The sequence below is a fragment of the Pseudomonas sp. B6(2017) genome (genome assembly GCF_002112765.1).
Lineage (GTDB): Bacteria > Pseudomonadota > Gammaproteobacteria > Pseudomonadales > Pseudomonadaceae > Aquipseudomonas > Aquipseudomonas piscis.
The window spans coordinates 654,734-668,844 of the sequence record NZ_NEIQ01000001.1; the positions used below are offsets into that span (position 1 = coordinate 654,734).

The 14,111-nt window shown below is 65.8% G+C and carries 10 protein-coding genes; 6 read left to right on the forward strand and 4 right to left on the reverse strand.

Annotated features, from left to right (window positions below):
• The 4 genes from dgcA (at nucleotide 1) to CAG11_RS03170 (ending at nucleotide 6,239) form a co-directional block, all read left to right on the forward strand.
• The gene (gene dgcA, locus CAG11_RS03155) at nucleotides 1-2,061 is read left to right on the forward strand and encodes a dimethylglycine demethylation protein DgcA (protein WP_085594582.1); all 2,061 of its coding nucleotides are present in this window, start codon (nucleotides 1-3) and stop codon (nucleotides 2,059-2,061) included.
• A gap of 203 nt (nucleotides 2,062-2,264) precedes the next feature.
• Entirely contained in the window at nucleotides 2,265-4,238 is a 1,974-nt protein-coding gene (dgcB, locus tag CAG11_RS03160) for a dimethylglycine demethylation protein DgcB (protein WP_085594584.1), read from the forward strand.
• Nucleotides 4,238-5,458 carry an electron transfer flavoprotein subunit alpha/FixB family protein gene (locus tag CAG11_RS03165; RefSeq protein WP_085594586.1) on the forward strand — a complete coding sequence of 407 codons (1,221 nt, stop codon included), beginning with the start codon at nucleotides 4,238-4,240 and terminating at the stop codon, nucleotides 5,456-5,458. The genes dgcB and CAG11_RS03165 overlap by 1 nt, the downstream gene beginning before the upstream one ends.
• Nucleotides 5,459-5,468: 10 nt before the next feature.
• The gene (locus tag CAG11_RS03170) at nucleotides 5,469-6,239 is read left to right on the forward strand and encodes an electron transfer flavoprotein subunit beta (RefSeq protein ID WP_085594588.1); all 771 of its coding nucleotides are present in this window, start codon (nucleotides 5,469-5,471) and stop codon (nucleotides 6,237-6,239) included.
• A gap of 939 nt (nucleotides 6,240-7,178) precedes the next feature.
• Here CAG11_RS03170 and gbcA read toward each other — a convergent pair.
• The gene (gbcA, locus tag CAG11_RS03175; RefSeq protein ID WP_085594590.1) at nucleotides 7,179-8,471 is read right to left on the reverse strand and encodes a glycine-betaine demethylase subunit GbcA; all 1,293 of its coding nucleotides are present in this window, start codon (nucleotides 8,469-8,471) and stop codon (nucleotides 7,179-7,181) included.
• Nucleotides 8,472-8,761: 290 nt separating this feature from the next.
• Between gbcA and gbcB the strand changes: the two genes are divergently transcribed.
• On the forward strand, nucleotides 8,762-9,862 hold the full coding sequence (gene gbcB, locus CAG11_RS03185) for a glycine-betaine demethylase subunit GbcB (RefSeq protein ID WP_022641507.1): 1,101 nt from the start codon (nucleotides 8,762-8,764) through the stop codon (nucleotides 9,860-9,862).
• A 69-nt stretch (nucleotides 9,863-9,931) separates the two neighbouring features.
• Here the strand turns inward: gbcB and CAG11_RS03190 are convergent, their stop codons facing one another.
• From CAG11_RS03190 to CAG11_RS03200, 3 genes are all read right to left on the reverse strand, one after another.
• Complete coding sequence (locus tag CAG11_RS03190; RefSeq protein WP_085594592.1) at nucleotides 9,932-10,756, reverse strand: nitrilase-related carbon-nitrogen hydrolase; 825 nt, start codon at nucleotides 10,754-10,756, stop codon at nucleotides 9,932-9,934.
• On the reverse strand, nucleotides 10,756-12,198 hold the full coding sequence (locus CAG11_RS03195; protein WP_085594594.1) for a cytosine permease: 1,443 nt from the start codon (nucleotides 12,196-12,198) through the stop codon (nucleotides 10,756-10,758). The genes CAG11_RS03190 and CAG11_RS03195 overlap by 1 nt, the downstream gene beginning before the upstream one ends.
• A gap of 169 nt (nucleotides 12,199-12,367) precedes the next feature.
• Nucleotides 12,368-13,408 (reverse strand): low specificity L-threonine aldolase, encoded by a 1,041-nt coding sequence (locus CAG11_RS03200; protein ID WP_022641505.1) that lies wholly within the window; start codon nucleotides 13,406-13,408, stop codon nucleotides 12,368-12,370.
• 115 nt (nucleotides 13,409-13,523) lie between these two features.
• Between CAG11_RS03200 and CAG11_RS03205 the strand changes: the two genes are divergently transcribed.
• Nucleotides 13,524-14,111: TraX family protein (locus tag CAG11_RS03205; protein WP_085594596.1), on the forward strand; the 588-nt coding region annotated here is incomplete at its 3' end.

Consider the following 14,111-nt stretch of genomic DNA (forward strand, 5'->3'; position numbering starts at 1 on the left):
ATGGCTTTCGAAGCGATGTTCCAGCCGATCCAGATCGGCAAACTGACCATCCGCAACCGCGTGCTCAGTACCGCCCACGCCGAGGTCTACGCCACCGACGGCGGCATGACCACCGAGCGCTACGTGAAGTACTACGAGGAAAAGGCCAAGGGCGGCATCGGCCTGGCGATCTGCGGCGGCTCCTCGGTGGTGGCCATCGACAGCCCCCAGGAATGGTGGAGCTCGGTGAACCTGTCCACCGACCGCATCATCCCGCACTTCCAGAACCTCTCCGACGCCATGCACAAGCACGGCGCCAAGATCATGATCCAGATTACCCACATGGGCCGGCGCTCGCGCTGGGACGGCTTCAACTGGCCGACCCTGATGTCGCCGTCCGGGGTCCGTGAGCCGGTGCACCGCGCCACCTGCAAGACCATCGAGGTGGAAGAGATCTGGCGAGTGATCGGCAACTACGCCCAAGCCGCCCGTCGCGCCAAGGAAGGTGGCCTGGACGGCGTGGAGCTGTCGGCGGTGCACCAGCACATGATCGACCAGTTCTGGAGCCCGCGGGTCAACAAGCGGACCGACGAATGGGGCGGCACCTTCGAGAAGCGCATGCGCTTCGGCCTGGAGGTGCTCAAGGCGGTGCGCGCCGAGGTCGGCGACGATTTCTGCGTCGGCATGCGCATCTGCGGCGACGAATTCCATCCCGATGGCCTGTCCCACGAGGACATGAAGCAGATCGCCAAGTACTACGACGACACCGGCATGCTCGACTTCCTCGGCGTGGTCGGTTCCGGTTGCGACACCCACAACACCCTGGCCAACGTCATCCCCAACATGAGCTTCCCGCCGGAGCCGTTCCTGCACCTGGCGGCGGGCATCAAGGAAGTGGTCAAGGTCCCGGTGCTGCACGCGCAGAACATCAAGGACCCGAACCAGGCCACGCGCATCCTCGAGGGCGGCTACGTCGACATGGTCGGCATGACCCGCGCGCACATGGCCGACCCGCACCTGATCGCCAAGATCAAGATGGGCCAGATCGACCAGATCAAGCAGTGCGTGGGTGCCAACTACTGCATCGACCGCCAGTACCAGGGCCTGGACGTGCTGTGCATCCAGAACGCCGCCACTTCCCGTGAATACATGGGCGTGCCGCACATCATCGAGAAGACCACCGGCGCCAAGCGCAAGGTGGTGGTGGTCGGCGCCGGTCCTGCGGGCATGGAAGCGGCCCGGGTGGCGGCCGAGCGTGGCCACGACGTGACCCTGTTCGAGAAGAAAGAGGCGATCGGCGGACAGATCACCACCGCCTCCAGGGCCCCGCAGCGCGACCAGATCGCCGGCATCACCCGCTGGTACCAACTGGAGCTGGCGCGGCTGAAGGTCGACCTGCGCCTGGGCACCGCGGCGGACGCGGCGACCATCCTCGACCTGCGCCCCGACGTGGTGGTGCTGGCGGTGGGTGGCCATCCGTTCATCGAGCAGAACGAACACTGGGGCGCCGCCGAAGGGCTGGTGGTCAGCAGCTGGGACATCCTCGATGGCCGGGTCGCCCCGGGCAAGAACGTGCTGGTGTACGACACCATTTGCGAATTCACCGGGATGTCGGTCGCCGACTACCTGGCCGACAAGGGCTCGCAGGTGGAGATCGTCACCGATGACATCAAGCCCGGCATCGCCATCGGCGGCACCTCGTTCCCCACCTACTACCGCAGCCTGTACCCCAAGGAAGTGATCATGACCGGGGACCTGACCCTGGAGAAGGTCTACCGCGAGGGCGACAAGCTGGTGGCGGTACTGGAGAACGAATACACCGGCGCCCGCGAGGAGCGGGTGGTGGACCAGGTGGTGGTGGAGAACGGCGTGCGTCCCGACGAGGCGCTGTACTACGGGCTCAAGGACGGCTCGCGCAACAAGGGCCAGATCGACGTCGAGGCGCTGTTCGCGATCAAGCCGCAGCCTTGCCTGGGCGAAGCGGGCGACGGCTACCTGCTGTTCCGCATCGGCGATTGCGTGTCCCAGCGCAACACCCATGCCGCGATCTACGACGCCCTGCGCCTGTGCAAGGACTTTTGACGGCAGCGACAAGTTTCAAGCTGCAAGCGGCAAGTTGAAGCAGGTGTTCGGCAGTGCTTTTGCTTGTCGCTTGCCCCTGGCGTTCTGTAAGGACTTTTAGCCGCCGTTGCAGGTTTTGAGCGGCCAGCCAGAGCGAATGCTTAGCCTTGTTTCTTCTTGCCGCTTGAAGCTAGCCGCTTGCAGCTGACCTTAAGGTGACTGTGATGTTGAATACCCTTCTTCCCATCCTGCTGTTCGCTGCCCTGGGCCTGGCGGTCCTCGGCGCGTTGCGGCGCGCGGCCATGTGGCGCCGGGGGCGAGCCTCCAAGGTCGACCTGGTCGGCGGCCTGCTGGCCATGCCCCGGCGCTACATGGTGGACCTGCACCATGTGGTGGCCCGCGACAAGTACATCGCCAACACCCACGTGGCCACCGCCGGTGGCGCGGTGGCTTCCATCGTCCTGGCGCTGCTGGTGCACGGCTTCGGCCTGCACAACCGCGTGCTGGCCTATGCCTTGCTGCTGATGTCGGCGCTGATGTTCGTGGGGGCGATCTTCGTCTACCGGCGCCGGCGCAACCCGCCGTCGCGCCTGTCCAAGGGCCCGTGGATGCGCCTGCCCAAGAGCCTGCTGGCGTTTTCCGCGAGCTTCTTCCTGGTGACCCTGCCGGTGGCCGGGATCCTCCCGGAGCAGTTCGGTGGCTGGCTGCTGGCGGCGATCCTCGCACTGGGCGTGCTCTGGGGCGTGTCGGAGCTGTTCCTCGGCATGACCTGGGGCGGGCCGATGAAACACGCCTTCGCCGGTGCCCTGCACCTGGCCTGGCACCGCCGTGCCGAACGCTTCGGCGGCGGCCGCTCCACCGGCCTCAAGCCGCTGGACCTGGAAGACCCCAGCGCGCCCCTGGGCGTGGAGAAACCCGTGGACTTCACCTGGAACCAGCTGCTGGGCTTCGATGCCTGCGTGCAGTGCGGCAAGTGCGAGGCGGCTTGCCCGGCCTTCGCCGCCGGCCAGCCGCTGAACCCCAAGAAGCTGATCCAGGACATGGTCGTCGGCCTGGCCGGTGGCAGCGATGCCCACTTCGCCGGCAGCCCCTATCCGTCCCTCGACGGTCGCGGCCAGCCGCTGGGCGAACACCACGGTGGCCCGCACCTGCCGATCGTCGCGCTGCAGGGCAAGGCCCTGGTGGATGCCCAGACCCTGTGGTCGTGCACCACCTGCCGGGCCTGCGTCGAGGAATGCCCGATGATGATCGAGCACGTCGATGCCATCGTCGACATGCGCCGCCACCTGACCCTGGAAAAAGGCGCCACGCCGAACAAGGGCGCCGAGGTGCTGGAGAACCTGATCGCCACCGACAACCCGGGCGGTTTCAACCCTGGGGGGCGGATGAACTGGGCGGCCGACCTCAACCTCAAGCTGCTGCCTGAAGTGAAGAGCACCGAGGTGCTGTTCTGGGTCGGCGACGGCGCCTTCGACATGCGCAACCAGCGTACCCTGCGGGCCTTCGTCAAGGTGCTGAAGGCCGCGGGCGTGGATTTCGCCGTGCTGGGCCTGGAAGAACGCGACAGTGGCGACGTGGCCCGGCGCCTGGGCGACGAGGCGACCTTCCAGCAACTGGCCCGGCGCAATATCCAGACCCTGGCCAAGTACCAGTTCCAGCGCATCGTCACCTGCGATCCCCACAGCTTCCATGTGCTGAAGAACGAATACGGCGCCCTGGGCGGTGACTACCAGGTACAGCACCACAGCACCTACATCGCCGAGCTGATCGCCGCCGGCCAACTCGATCTTGGCCGGCACAAGGGTGGCAGCGTGACCTATCACGACCCCTGCTACCTGGGCCGCTACAACGGTGAGTACGAAGCCCCGCGCCAGGTGCTGCGCGCCCTGGGGATCGAGGTCAAGGAAATGCAGCGCGCAGGGTTCCGCTCCCGCTGTTGTGGCGGTGGCGGTGGCGCGCCGATCACCGACATTCCCGGCAAGCAGCGGATTCCCGACATGCGCATGGAGGACATTCGCGAGACCGGCGCCGAGCTGGTGGCGGTGGGTTGTCCGCAATGCACGGCAATGCTCGAAGGGGTGGTGGAGCCCCGGCCGATGATCAAGGACATCGCCGAACTGGTGGCCGAGGCCTTATTGGAAAGCGCGGCCCCGAGCAAGGCGCCAGTGGTGAAAGCCGAACCTGCGGAGGTGCACTGATGAGCGAGATTATCCGCCGCGATCCCCGCGCCGAGTGGATCGCCCGCAACCGCCTGCACCCGCTGCATGCGGCCATGCAACCGGCGCAGCACAGCTGGATGGGGCCCAATGGCCTGGTGCGCAAGAACCCCCACGGCATGGGTTTCGTCGGCCCCAACGGGCTCAAGCGCATCGATCGTAGCGGCGCCCAGCAAGGTGGCAGCAGCCAGCGCACGGCGGCGGTCGAGGTGCAACTACCGCTGCACCAGCTGGCGCAGCCAGCGTTCTACATCAACGTGGTGCCGGACATGGTCGGCGGCCGCCTGAGCAGCCACGACCGCGACTTGCTGGGCCTGGCCCGGCAACTGGCTGGCCAGGACGGCGCGGTGCTGGCGGTGGTGTTCGGCGAGCACAAGGAATCGAATTTCGCCACGGCCGGGGTCGACCGCCTGCTGGTGCTGCCGGGCAGCGAGTTCGACGGTTATGCACCGGAGCAGCGGGTCCAGGGCCTGCGGGCTGTGGATAACCAGTTCAACCCGCGCCATTGGCTGCTGCCCGACAGCCGCAGCGGCGGTGGCGAATTGGGCCGGCGCTTTGCCGCGGCCCTGGGCGAACGCCCGGCGACCCGGGTCTGGCAGATCAAGGAAGGGCAATGCATCGGCCGCGCCGGTGCGGGCCTGGAGGATCTGGCACGGCCTCTGCCACGGCTGATCCTGGCGGCGGCCGAATGTGCCGAGCCGGTCAGCGAAACCCGTCACGAAGCCTTGCCGGTGGAGTTATCCACAAGCGTGGCCCGCAGCCTGGCACGAATCGAGGATCTGGGCGCGGTGGCGGTGGACCCGGCGGCGATTCCCATGGCCGAGGCCGAGTTCATCCTGTCCGGGGGCAACGGGGTCAAGGACTGGGCGCTGTTCCATCGCGCGGCCCAGGCCCTGGGGGCCACCGAGGGCGCCTCGCGGGTGGCGGTGGACGACGGCTTCATGCCCCGCGACCGCCAGGTTGGGGCCACCGGTACCTGGGTGACCGCGCGGGTCTACGTGGCGGTGGGGATCTCCGGAGCGATCCAGCACCTGCAGGGCATCGGCGCTTGCGACAAGGTGGTGGCGATCAACATGGACCCGGGCTGCGACATGATCAAGCGCGCCGACCTGGCGGTGATCGGCGACAGCGCCGCGATCCTCGAGGCGCTGATCGCCGCCGTCGAAGCCTACCGCAGCGCCGCCAAGCGCGATGCGGCTTGAGGGAACCCTTATGAACAGCAACGTGATCAGCCTGGTCTCCATCGGCGCGCATCCGACCTCCGGTCGGCCACGGCGTGCCGAACAGGATGCCCGGGCCGTGGAACTGGGCCTGCAACTGGCCGGTGGACAACTGCAGGTGCTGCACGCCGGCGATGCCGCCGAGCCGGCCCTGCGCGCCTACCTGGGCATGGGCCTGGAGCAACTGCATGTGCTGGAGCAGCCAGCCGGCGCCGATGCCTTGCCAGCCTTGGCCCAGTACCTGCGCCATGCCGGGGCCCAGGTGGTATTGACCGGCAGCCAGGCAGAAACCGGCGAAGGCTCGGGCATGCTGCCGTTCCTGCTGGCCGAAAACCTGGGTTGGCCGCTGGTGGTGGGGCTGGCCGAGGTGGAATCCCTGGAGGATGGCGTGGCCCATGTGCTGCAGGCCTTGCCCCGGGGCCAGCGGCGCCGGCTCAAGGTGCGCCTGCCGTTCCTCGCCACTGTGGATAACGCCGCGCCCAAGCCTCGCCAGAGTGCCTATGGCCCGGCACGGCGCGGGGTGTTGCGCGCCGACCAGGTCATGGTGGTGGAGGACGAGTTGTTCACCGGCGCCAGCCTGCAGCCGGCCAGGCCAAGGCCCAAGCGCTTGAAGGTGATCAAGGCCAAGAGCGGCGCCGACCGCATGAAGGCCGCCACCGCCAAGGCCAGCGGCGGCACCGGCCAGGTGCTCAAGGACGTCAGCGCGCAAGCTGGGGCCGAGGCCATCTTCAAGTTGTTGCTGGAGGAAGGGGTGCTCCGCTAGGGCTGCACCGGTCGTACTAGCGCTATCGCGAGTAATCGAGCGTCGACCGGCTGCTCCTGCGGGGGCCTGGCTTGCAGTCCTGCTTTCACGGTTACTCACAATCCCTGTGCGCGGCTCTGTGGATAAGATGTTCGCGCCTTGCTCCAGCCCATGCAGAACAAGCCCTGCAGCCATCTGTACGAAATTTGATCAGGCTAAATTGTGGTTTTTCCTGGCTTTTTTCCGCGGTGTCGGACTCATCAGGGGGCAGTTGTGCACAGCAGTTGCCCCCAAAGTCTGTTGGCGCTTTTGTGGATAAGATGTTCGCTCAGGGCTGTAGCCCTTGCAGGATAAGGCTTGGCGCGATCTGATCAAAAAACACCCAAATCTTGCTTCTGGCGCTGTCCGGGCGCTTGCAAGGCGGAATTTTCCTGGCCTGGAGGGCTTTTCCACAGAAATCACGGGCAGCGGCTGTAGTTGCCCCCAAAGTCTGTTGGCCGATCTGTGGATAAGATGTTCGCCTCGTGCTGTAGGCCATGTACAGCAAGGCTTGCAGGCGTTTGTTCAATAATTGATCAAGGGCGCGTCAAACGGCTGTTTTTGCCTAACCCACGGATTTTCCTGGGAATCCCCGGGGAAATATCCCCATCCCCAGTGCACTTGCCCACAATTGCTGTGGGTCAAGATGTGGATAAGTTGTTCGCCAACCGCTACGGGCCTTGTAATTCATGGCGTGTACGGCAATAGATCAAATTTCATACAGTGCCGATGCCTGTCTTGACGTTGGGTCCCGTTCGGCTGTGTAGCGGCTGTTCAGGCCGGCAGGCCTTCCAGAGCAGCGGCATTGCCCTCGTGTTGCGCTCGGGCGCAGCTTCGCTGGCGCTCAGCAGCGGCTACAGATGAGTTTCGTGTAGCCACTGCCGAGCTTGCCAGGCCCTCAGATTTGCGGGCGGGCGCAGTTCAGCCGGTGACCGGTACGCCCTTGAGGTAGGGCGCCGGTTCGGCGCCGAGGTTGTTGAGCAGGCGCTCGCTGTACCAGTCGATGAAGTTGACCACGCCGAACTCGTAGGTCTTGGAGTAGGGCCCGGGCTGGTAGGCGGTGGAGTTGATGCCGCGCTGGTTCTCCTCGGCCAGGCGCCGGTCCTGGTCGTTGGTGGCGTCCCATACCTGGCGCATGCGCTCCACGTCATAGTCCACGCCTTCCACGGCGTCCTTGTGCACCAGCCACTTGGTGGTGACCATGGTTTCCTGGGCACTGATCGGCCACACCGTGAACACGATGATGTGGTCGCCCATGCAGTGGTTCCACGAATGGGGCAGGTGCAGGATGCGCATCGAACCCAGGTCCGGGTTCTTGATCCGGCCCATGAGCTTCTTGCAGCCCTGCTTGCCGTCCAGGGTCATGGACACGGTGCCCTTGAGCAGCGGCATGCGCACGATACGGTTGCGCAGGCCGAAGCTGGCGTGGGCGTAGGGGATCTTCTCGGCTTCCCAGGCGGCGGCGGAGGCGGCTACGTGGTCCTTGAAGGCCTGGTCGGCCCGTGGGTCGGTAACGTCGTCCCATTCCAGCAGGGTCTTGAGCAGTTCCGGGTGCGAGGCATTGCAGTGGTAGCACTCGCGGTTGTTCTCCAGCACCAGTTTCCAGTTGGCCTTTTCCATCAAGGTGGTCTGCACCGCCACCTTGGTGTTCTCCATGTCGTAGGGCTCCATGTAGTGGGCCAGGGTCGCCAGGAAGTCATCGATGGCCGGCGGGTTCTCGGCCAGCGAGATGAAGATGTAGCCACCGGCGGTCTTCACTTGCACCGGCTTGAGGCTGTACTGCTTCATGTCGAAGTCGGCGCCCATCTCGGTGCCGGCGAACAGCAGGCGGCCGTCCACTTCGTAGGTCCACTGGTGGTAGGGGCAGACCAGCTTGGCCACCTTGCCCTTGTCGCTGGTGCACAAGCGCGAGCCACGGTGCCGGCAGACGTTGTGGAAGGCGTGGACCACGCCGTCGGCGCCGCGGATGACGATGATCGGGTTCTTGCCGATCTGCAGGGTGATGAAGTTGCCCTTGGTGGGAATCTCCGAGGTCATGCCGGCGATCAGCCATTCCTTGTGGAAGATCTCCTGCATGTCGATTTCGAACAGCCTTTGATCGCAGTAGAAGGGTTGCGGCAGGGAGAAGGTCCGCTCGCGTTCCTGCAGCATCTGCGCGGTGGCCTTGCGTGCGGGTTCCAGTGGATCGCCCAGGCTCAGGGTGGTGACGTCCATCGTTCAGGTCCTCATGGCCGTTCGGTGCGGCCGGCGTATTAGGGAGTGGCTACGGTCGGTGCTACGCAAGTCACGAAAAAGCAGCTGTTGTCGTGGGGCCGAGTGTGGGTCCGCAGGCGCCGCGAACCTTATCCATGGGCGACATGGCCCAATCTGTTCCCGACGCCGTAGGCCCTGTAGCCGGGGCCTGGTCGCGATAAGCATGTGAATGTCGCGGATAGGTAAACAGGCCCTGGGCGCCTTACGCAGAATCGCTGGCAAGACGCCGACAGTCGGCCGTGGAGAACAGCATGTCCAACACCTTCCTCAACCCGGTAACCACCCAGACCTGGGCCAATGGTCGTCACATCGTCCGTTGCGTCAAAGTCATCCAGGAAACCTGGGACGTACGGACCTTCTGCTTCATGGCCGACCAGCCGATCATGTTCTTCTTCAAGCCGGGGCAGTTCGTCACCCTGGAGCTGGAGATCGAAGGCCAGCCGGTGATGCGCTCCTACACCATCTCCAGTTCGCCGTCGGTGCCCTACAGCTTCTCGGTGACCATCAAGCGCGTACCCGGAGGCAAGGTCTCCAACCACCTGCACGACACCCTGCACGAAGGCCAGGAGCTGGCGGTACACGGGCCGGTGGGGTTGTTCAACGCCATCGACTTCCCCAACCCGAAGATCCTCTACCTCAGCGGCGGGGTCGGCATCACTCCGGTGATGTCCATGGCGCGCTGGTTCTACGACACCAACGCCAATGTCGACATGGTGTTCATCCACAGCGCCCGCTCGCCCAAGGACATCATCTACCACCGCGAGCTGGAGCACATGGCCTCGCGGATCGACAACTTCAGCCTGCACCTGATCTGCGAGCGCCACGGCCTGGGCGAGCCCTGGGCCGGTTATCGCGGCTATCTCAACCACAAGATGCTGGAGCTGATGGCGCCGGACTTCCTCGAGCGGGAGGTGTTCTGCTGCGGCCCCACGCCCTACATGCACGCGGTCAAGCGCCTGCTGGAGGCCGCCGGCTTCGACATGACCCGCTACCACGAGGAGTCGTTCGGCGCGACGCCGGCCGATGCCCGGGCCGATGCGGTGGAGCAGGCCGAACAGGCCGCCGAGGCACCGGAGGTGGATGCCGCCGACCTGCACCAGGTGGAGTTCACCGCCTCGGGCAAGAGCATCCGCGTGGCTCCGGGGGAGACCGTGCACGCGGCGGCGGCCAAGCTTGGCCTGATGATCCCCAAGGCCTGCGGCATGGGTATCTGCGGCACCTGCAAGGTGCTCAAGCTGGGGGGCGAGGTGGAGATGGAACACAACGGCGGGATCACCGAGGAAGACGAAGCCGAAGGCTACATCCTGTCGTGCTGCAGCGTGCCCAAGGGCGATGTGCGCGTGGAGTTCTGATCGGCTTTCGTGGCGCGGGAGCAAACTGCCTCGCCACAGGCGGCTCGCTCTCGCAACCGGGCCTTGGGCTCAATACAACGCCGGGCGGCGGTCCAGGTGCACATGGTTATGTTCACTGATGGACTTGTGCCAGGCCTGGCCCAGGTCCAGCTCCGCCAGCAGCAACTGTGCGCCGGCTTGGCGCTCGCGGCCGGCCAGCGGATAGCCATCGGCGTCGACGATGGTCGAGCCGCCGACCCAGTCCACTCCACGTTCCTCGCCACAGCGGTCGCAGGCGGCGATGAACATCCGGTTGACCGCCGCATTGGCCTGCACCCGGACCATCTCCGCCGGGCGTTCGCCGGCCGGTCGCGGCCCATTGGGCCAGTTCACCGGCGCGCACAGCAGCGCCGCCCCGGCCAGGGCCGGCAGGCGCACCCACTCGGGAAACTCCAGGTCGTAGCAGATCATCACGGCGATCGGCCCAAAGCGCGTGGCCACCACCGGCGGTGGCTCGTTGCCGGGGGTGAAGATCAGGTTCTCGCCATCCCACAGGTGGGCCTTGCGGTACAGGGTGACAGCCCCTTCCGGCTCGACCAGGGCCGCGCTGTTGGCCACCTGGCCTTGCTCCAGGCGCTCGCAGAAGCCACCGACGATCACCACCTGCAGCTCTGCGGCCAACGCCTTCCACAGGCTAAGGGTGGGGCCGTCCAGAGTCTCCGAGAGGGCAAGGGCCTCCAGCCGGTCGTGGAACAGGTAGCCGCTCTGCACCAGCTCCGGCAGCACCACCACCTGGGCGCCCCGGGCGGCGGCCTGGCGGATCGCCGTGGCGCCGAGCTCGCGGTTGTAGTCCAGCTCGCCGATGCGTGGCGCCAGTTGCTGGCAGGCTACTTTCAAGGTGCTCGGGGTATTCATCAGGCCGCTCCTTCCAGGGTTCGTTCGCTGGCCTGGATGGCGCGTTCTTCAGCGGCCAGGTCCAGGTTGCGGGTCAGGGCCCAGTAGACCAGCCCGGCCACCGCCAGGCCGATCACGAAGGCGATGTCGGCGCCGCCCAGGGCCAGGGACAGCGGGCCCTGGTAGAAGCTCAGGGACATGAACGGCACCATCGCCAGCAGGCCGAGGAAGTACGCGGTGAGCCCGGCGGCGGACCAGCGGCCGTAGATGCCGGCGGGGTTGAAGATGTCGCTGATGGCGTAGTGGCCTTTGCGTACCAGGTAGAAGTCCGCCAGGTTCACGGCGGTCCAGGGCACCAGGAAGTACAGCATCAGCAGCACGAAGGTGTTGAAGCTGCCCAGGTAGCTCTCGGGAATGTTCAGGGCGATCAGGAAGATCACCGCCGCCACCAGCAGGATGCCGGCGACCCGGCTCTTGAGGTCGGGCTTGATCGACTTGAAGCCGTCGATGGCGCTGATGCCGGTGAGCATGGCGCCGTAGCAGTTGACCGCCATGATGCCCACCAGCGCCGGCACCGCGATCAGCACGGTGAAGGTGCCGAAGCCCGGGATCAACCGGTTGCCGACGTCGCGCACGCTGGCGATGGCGTCCGGCGAGGGCAGGGCCGAGGCCAGGAACGCGCCCAGGGACATCAGCCACAGGGCCGAGCCGGCGGCGCCCAGGTAGGTCCAGAAGATCACCTGGCGTGACGGCGTCTGGTGCGGCAGGTAGCGCGAGTAGTCGGAGACGTACACCGAGTAGCTGATCTGGTAGCCGGCGGCGGCCGACAGCTGGATCAGGAATGCCGACCAGGAAAAGTGCGCATCGGCCACCGCCGAGTCGGCTTGCAGGGTCATCAGGGCGCTGACGGTGAGCACCGCGAACACGCTGATCATCACGTAGGTCAGCCAGCGCTGCACGCTGTGCAGCAGGTCGTGGCCGACCACGGCGATCAGTACCGCGATGGCGATCATCAGCGAGTACCAGGGCGCCCGGGCGCCGGGGATCACGGTGTTGATGGCGTCGGTGGCCAGGATCACGTTGAACACGTTGAAGCCGATGTAGACGAACACCACGGCGGTGAAGGGCACGATGGCGCCACGCAGGCCGAACTGGGCGCGGGACTGGATCATCTGCGGCAGGCCCATGCGTGGCCCCTGGTTGGCATGGAAGGCCATGCAGAAGGTGCCCAGGCAGACGCCGATGACGATGGCCAGGATCGCGTATTGCAGGGCCAGGCCCAGGGCCGCGCCGGTGAAGCCGGTGACCATGGTGGTGAGTACGAAGTTGCCGGTGAACCAGAACGGGCCCTGGTGCCAGACCTTGCCGTGGCGCTCGTTGCGCGGCACATAGTCGATGGAGCGGGTTTCGATCTTGAGGGACGCAGGCGGGGCTTTCGCGGTAGCGCAGGAGGTGGTCGTCATGGGGCGGTGCCTTTGTTTTTATAGGACGACCCCGGAGTCTCTGATATAGGACGCGGATGTTGAATCAGTGAAGGCAAATAATCAGTTCAGGAATTTGTGAACTGATGACCGGCCCCGCGCAGGGGCCGGCTCTTGAGCGAGGCGCGGGCTGCCTCGCCAGGCGCGTGGCTCAGGCGCTCATCACGGTGCGGATGTCCGCCGCCAGCTCGCGCACGCGCTCTTCCTCGGTGTCCCAGGAGCACATGAAGCGCGCGCCGCCCTTGCCGATGAAGGTGTAGAAGCGCCAGCCCCGGGCGGTCAGCGCCGCAATGGCCGGTTCCGAAAGTTGCAGGAACACGCCGTTGGCCTGCACCGGGAACATCAGTTCCACGCCGGGAATGTCTTCCACCAGCTTGGCCAGCAGTTGCGCGCAGTGGTTGGCGTGGTGGCCGTACTTGAGCCAGGCATCGTTTTCCAGCAGGCCGACCCAGGGCGCCGAGAGGAAGCGCATCTTCGAGGCCAGCTGGCCAGCCTGCTTGCAGCGGTAGTCGAAGTCTTCGGCCAGCTTGTGGTTGAAGAACAGGATCGCCTCACCCACCGCCATGCCGTTCTTGGTGCCGCCGAAGCACAGCACGTCGACCCCGGCCTTCCAGGTCAGGTCCGCCGGCGAGCAGCCGAGGAAGGCGCAGGCGTTGGAGAACCGCGCGCCGTCCATGTGCAGGTTCAGGCCCAGTTCCTTGCAGGTGTCGCTGATGGCGCGTACTTCTTGCGGGGTGTAGACGCTGCCGACTTCGGTGGCCTGGGTCAGGGTCACGACCCGGGGCTTGGGGTAGTGGATGTCCTGGCGCTTGAGGGCCACTTCGCGGATCGAAGCCGGGGTGATCTTGCCGTTCTCGGTGCCGGCGATCAGCAGCTTGGAACCGTTGGAGAAAAACTCCGGGGCGCCGCATTCGTCGGTCTCGACGTGGGCGGTTTCCGAGCAGATCACGCTGTGATAGCTCTGGCACAGCGACGACAGGGCCAGGGAGTTGGCGGCGGTGCCGTTGAAGGCGAAGAACACTTCGCAGTCGGTCTCGAACAGGCGGCGGAAATGATCCGCCGCGCGGGCGGTCCACTGGTCGTCGCCGTAGGCGCGGTCGTGGCCATGGTTGGCCTGTTCCATGGCGGCCCAGGCCTCGGGGCAGATACCGGAGTAGTTGTCGCTGGCGAATTGTTGGCTCTTGTCGGTCATGGCCGGCTTCCGTATGAGAGGGTTCCGTGGTCGATTATGGTGCGCACTTTACCCAAGAATAACGGCCCCGCACACGCTCTGTTAGCGCGTAATAATGCATGGCACATGAGGATTTATGCGTGACGCGATATTGACCCCTGTTCCCCCGGACCGCGACGGCGCACTGGATGCGCTGAAGTGGCTGGCGCTGTTGAGCATGGTCCTGGACCACTTGCGCTATGTGGGCCTGGAGCTGGACTGGCTGTATGTGCCCGGACGCCTGGCGTTTCCCTGGTTCTGCCTGGCGATGGCGGCCAATCTTTGGCGCGTTGGCGCTGCGCGGCGACCCGGGCAGTGGCGCTACCTGGGTTGGCTGCTGGCCTTCAGCGGGCTCAGTGAAATTCCCTACCGGTTGTTCGTTCCCGAGCCCGACACCCTGAACGTGCTGCCGACCCTGGCCCTGGGGTTGCTGGTGGCGCGGGGCTGGCAGCGGCGTCGCGGTCTTGACCTGGTTTTGGGGGTGGTAGCCCTGGGGCTGGCGGTGGGGTTTTCGCGGTGGCTGATGTTCGGTGCGTTCGGGGTGCTGCTGCCATTGGCCTTGCTGTTGGTGCTGCGCCGGCGTTGGTATTTCGCTGTGCTGACGGGGGTGGTGTGCCTGGCGGGCAATCAGTGGGAGGTGCTGTTTGCGGCGGCGCGCCTGGGTAATCCGGTGGCGGGTTGGGGG

What these genes read in the sequence shown, in the direction of transcription:
- CAG11_RS03165 (WP_085594586.1), top strand. Translation starts at nt 4,238, where the DNA reads ATGAGCGAGATTATCCGCCGCGATCCCCGCGCCGAGTGGATCGCCCGC.
- gbcA (WP_085594590.1), bottom strand. Translation starts at nt 8,471, where the DNA reads ATGGACGTCACCACCCTGAGCCTGGGCGATCCACTGGAACCCGCACGC.
- CAG11_RS03195 (WP_085594594.1), bottom strand. Translation starts at nt 12,198, where the DNA reads ATGACGACCACCTCCTGCGCTACCGCGAAAGCCCCGCCTGCGTCCCTC.
- dgcB (WP_085594584.1), top strand. Translation starts at nt 2,265, where the DNA reads ATGTTGAATACCCTTCTTCCCATCCTGCTGTTCGCTGCCCTGGGCCTG.
- gbcB (WP_022641507.1), top strand. Translation starts at nt 8,762, where the DNA reads ATGTCCAACACCTTCCTCAACCCGGTAACCACCCAGACCTGGGCCAAT.
- CAG11_RS03170 (WP_085594588.1), top strand. Translation starts at nt 5,469, where the DNA reads ATGAACAGCAACGTGATCAGCCTGGTCTCCATCGGCGCGCATCCGACC.
- CAG11_RS03200 (WP_022641505.1), bottom strand. Translation starts at nt 13,408, where the DNA reads ATGACCGACAAGAGCCAACAATTCGCCAGCGACAACTACTCCGGTATC.
- CAG11_RS03190 (WP_085594592.1), bottom strand. Translation starts at nt 10,756, where the DNA reads ATGAATACCCCGAGCACCTTGAAAGTAGCCTGCCAGCAACTGGCGCCA.
- dgcA (WP_085594582.1), top strand. Translation starts at nt 1, where the DNA reads ATGGCTTTCGAAGCGATGTTCCAGCCGATCCAGATCGGCAAACTGACC.